Below are 2259 nucleotides of genomic sequence, written 5' to 3' on the forward strand. Positions count from 1 at the left end.
TCGTCTAGGTGCTTCTTTTTTTGTGCCTGAACCCCGGGTCGATCGACCGGCTGATTATGTAACTCTTCACGCATCCGTCGGATGCCAATTTTCAGAATCTAGTTCCATCATACGCCTCTCTGAATCAAAACACAATATACGATTTCCCCTCTAAACCCTATTTCTATAGCCGTTTTTGAAAGAAGGTCAATGCCAAGACACCCTTGTTTCCTACCCTATTTCCCATTCTCGATATGCTAAAGATGCGGTACTTGAAATATATAAACCTACCTTCCCGCCCCCCATCACTTCTTGTCAGAATGACATTCGTAAAACATATGGCGACATTAGAAAACATATATAACATACATATGACACACATTCGTCATTCAATGTTTTACATAAGTCATTCTATTATCATACATAATGATCACTTTAGAAAAACCAAAGTCTTACTTCATACAAATATCACTCTTATGTATGACATTTGAATTACTAAAATAAAACAAAAGTTTTACATTGTGCATTCAATTTACATATGTTATTCTTATGTCATACAAAAATCATACTTCGTGCTGGTAGTCGAGGAGGAATGATGTGTTGTCCGAGCACAAGGTCTTTGACGGGCATACACAGACAACAATTATGAGTAAAAACCTACATATGGTGGCTGCGGTAGATATCGGAAATGCAGACGTAAAAGTCGAGACGTCGAAAGGTGGCCTCGTCGCGCCGAACGCCATCAGCTCTTCTTGGAACTACAACTTCGGGGACATGACGGCCCTCCAGTTGGCCGAACGGCTGTTGGACCACCTCGTCGTTGAGATTTCCTCGTCTGCGATTCACACGTTGTCCGGTCCACACGCCGTCGGAAAGGCCGCCTTCTCCGTCGGTACGAGTTCCGTGCTCATGACGATGCCGATCGACGGCACGACCGTTCGATCGAACAAACACGAGAATGAACAGTCGGCCTACGTGACACACGCCTTATTGGCGGCCTCACTCCTTCGTGACCATGTCGACCAACACGGGGACATCCCGAAACGGATCGACGCGACAATCACGCTCGGTACTGCCATCCCTGCGATGCTCTGGGCTAAGAACAAGGCGCACGCACGACAGCTCGAACAACAGTTGCTCGGCGATCACCTGGTGACGATCTGGTTAGGGGACGAACGCGTCCGCGTCTCGTTGGACTACCAAAGCGTGAAGGTGACGTCTGAAGGCGTCATCGCCCTCTACGCCCTAGATCAGAATATCCGCAAGCAAGGGAATCTGATCGTCGATATCGGGGAGGGGACGACCGAGTATGCCTTCACTGACGGCGGGGCACCTGTGCCGGCCCTTACCTCTGGGAGTCGGAACGGGGTCGGGCACGCCTTAGAGGGTGCGACCGAATCGTATGCTCGCCTGCATCAAATGGAATACTCTCGCCATACGTATAAGGCTAAAATGAAATCGAAGAAAGACTATGCATTGGAGCTACGTAAATTGTTCGAAAACCATAAACGTGCCCAGGCACAAGAAATCGCCGAGCAAACCGAGCGACAGCTCACATTGATCGAACGTGACCCTGAGCACGAGGTCGAGAACATCATCTTGATCGGTGGCGGTGCCGTCGTGTTCCATGAGGAACTCGAACAATCGCTCCTCCCGATCGTCAGCAAATGGGATGTCCGTCTCATCAACGGGATCGAGGATAGTGTGATCTTGAACCTGAAAGGGCTATACATCCTTGCGAAACAATTGGAGGCACAACGGATCGAAGAAGGTGTTATCGTTGAGTGATAAAAAACGTAAAACCGCCCTATCCCTGCGCCTTAGCTCACTGAACGACGTCGAATATGAGGCATTACAACACTTCCACCAAAAACACAAGGGGAGCGTCCGTGCCTATGCACAGATGATTTTGCTGATGAACGAGCTCGCGGGAGACCTGGACTTTTCTCAACCGCTCGAAGTGGCCAAGTTCCTTCAATCGACTGAACAGCGAACGAAAAGCAAAACAGATCAGCCAGTCACCAAAGAGAAGGACATGAAACGGACCTCAACAGCACGTCCAACACGAAAAGAAACAGATGAGCCGAAGCTCGATCTGGATTCCCTCTAAATGCCTCATCCGGTCCCTCGCCATTCGTGCGAGGGGCTTTTTTGTCGTCCATCTTGCCCGCTCAGTTGCATCGACAACGCATCCGACGGGCTACCACCCGTCCCGATGCAACTGAGGGGACGCGTTTTCGTCCGCTCCTCCATCCTGATCCGCCCGCTCCCCTCCGGTTC

2 protein-coding genes are annotated in these 2259 nt (G+C 49.9%); both read left to right on the plus strand.

Annotated features, from left to right (window positions below; all coding sequences use genetic code 11):
- The first annotated feature begins 579 nt into the window (after window positions 1-579).
- A complete protein-coding gene (locus tag GVY43_RS15400) occupies window positions 580-1767 on the plus strand; it encodes a ParM/StbA family protein (RefSeq protein WP_159563742.1) in 1188 nt (395 codons plus the stop codon).
- Window positions 1760-2089, plus strand: coding sequence for a hypothetical protein (locus GVY43_RS15405; RefSeq protein WP_159563743.1), 330 nt, complete (start codon window positions 1760-1762; stop codon window positions 2087-2089). Before GVY43_RS15400 ends, GVY43_RS15405 begins: the two co-directional genes overlap by 8 nt.
- Window positions 2090-2259: the final 170 nt, after the last annotated feature.

The organism is Exiguobacterium sp. 8H (genome assembly GCF_902506255.1).
GTDB classification, from domain to species: Bacteria; Bacillota; Bacilli; order Exiguobacteriales; family Exiguobacteriaceae; genus Exiguobacterium; species Exiguobacterium profundum.